Consider the following 1,582-nt stretch of genomic DNA (forward strand, 5'->3'; position numbering starts at 1 on the left):
ATGATCCTCCCGCGATGTCCAAAGCGCCTCCGTTAGATCAAACGTCGTGCCATCCGCGACCACCGGAAACGCCGTGTAGGTGGACCCCAGCCTCCCCTTGATCTTCACCACCGGTCCCGCCTTGGCTGTTGCAGGAATCGTCGTCACTTCGAGTGGAGGAGGAGGCGCCGCGAAGCTAGCCAGCCCTGTCAATAAGAGGCATGTCAGGGAAAATCGCAGAAGCAGGCGCAGCAAAGTCGATTTCATGTCCGAGATCGGTGAAGTTCTACAAACGCAATCCACAACGAAGCTCCACCCCGCTGAAATGCAGATTTGTGATGGGTTTCAGTCAACAACCCCAAGTTGGAATACAATGGAGCAAACAGTGACGCCATCCTGCGTCGTGGAACGATGAGGGTGCCCTGTTCATGATGAAAAGGGCGGTTTCCCTGCTACCGGGACTGGACTTTGAGCGTTCACTTCGGAAGACTCCCTCCGCATGTTGCTTTCCCTGACCTCCCGCATCCTCCGCACCGTCGATCCCGTCTGCCTGGCGAAGATCGGCTGGAACTTTGGCTACAAGGGGGCGCGCTCGGTGATGCTGCACAAGCAGCGCATGAAGCAGGGGCAGTTCTTCCCGCCGTTCTTCTACATCTCCATCCTCAACTCCTGCAACCTGCGCTGCCAGGGCTGCTGGGTGGACGTGGACAAGCCACGCGAGTCGCTCAACCTCGAAGAGTTGAACAAGATCGTGAACGATGCGAAGCGGCGCGGGAATGCGTTCTTCGGCATCCTCGGCGGCGAGCCGTTCATGCATCCCGAGCTGTTCGATTTCCTCGCGGGGCACCCGGACGCTTACTTCCAAGTTTTCACCAACGGTCAGATGATCACCGCGAAGGCTGCCGGGAACATGCGCAAGCTCGGCAATGTCACGCCGCTAGTCAGCATCGAGGGCACCGAGATCGTCAGCAACGAACGTCGTGGGAACAAGGACGTACTCACCCGCACGCTGCGCGGATTACAGAACTGCCTCGACGCCAAGGTGCTCACCGGTGTGGCGACGAGCCTTTGCAAAACGAACATCGACGACCTTCTCACGGAGTCGTGGCTGCGCCGGCTGATCGACATGGGTGTGCATTACGCGTGGTATCACACGTATCGCCCGGTGGGACCGAAGATCAGCGCCGCACTCGCGCTCACGCCGGAGCAGATCACGCAAGTGCGCAAATTCGTCGTCAACATGCGCGCGAAGCTGCCGATCGCCATCGTCGATGCCTACTACGATCACAACGGCCAGGCGCTCTGCCCGATGGCGAACGGCATCAGCCATCACATCAGCCCCACGGGTGCGATCGAGCCCTGCCCGATCATCCAGTTCGCGAAGGAGAGCGTGCGCACCAAGGACGATCTCTTCGATGTCTTCACGAAGAGCGAATTCCTGAACGACTTCCGCACCATCGCCTCACACAACACACGCGGCTGCATCGTGCTGGAGCGTCCGGATCTGGTGAAGGCGGTCGTGACAAAGCACACGGCAAAGGATTCAACCATCCGCCAGACGGCGATGGCGGAGATCGAGAGCATGACGCCGCGCACCAGCCAA

Annotated in this window: 2 protein-coding genes; one reads left to right on the forward strand and one right to left on the reverse strand. The window is 59.5% G+C overall.

The window, feature by feature from the left end; translation table 11 throughout:
* The coding region (locus tag KDL09_RS12815) for a hypothetical protein (RefSeq protein ID WP_294385578.1) at positions 1-246 on the reverse strand (246 nt) is incomplete at its 3' end.
* 232 nt (positions 247-478) lie between these two features.
* Here KDL09_RS12815 and KDL09_RS12820 point away from each other — a divergent pair.
* The coding region (locus KDL09_RS12820) for a radical SAM protein (protein WP_294385582.1) at positions 479-1,582 on the forward strand (1,104 nt) is incomplete at its 3' end.

The organism is Prosthecobacter sp. (assembly GCF_020439865.1).
Taxonomy (GTDB): Bacteria; Verrucomicrobiota; Verrucomicrobiia; order Verrucomicrobiales; family Verrucomicrobiaceae; genus Prosthecobacter.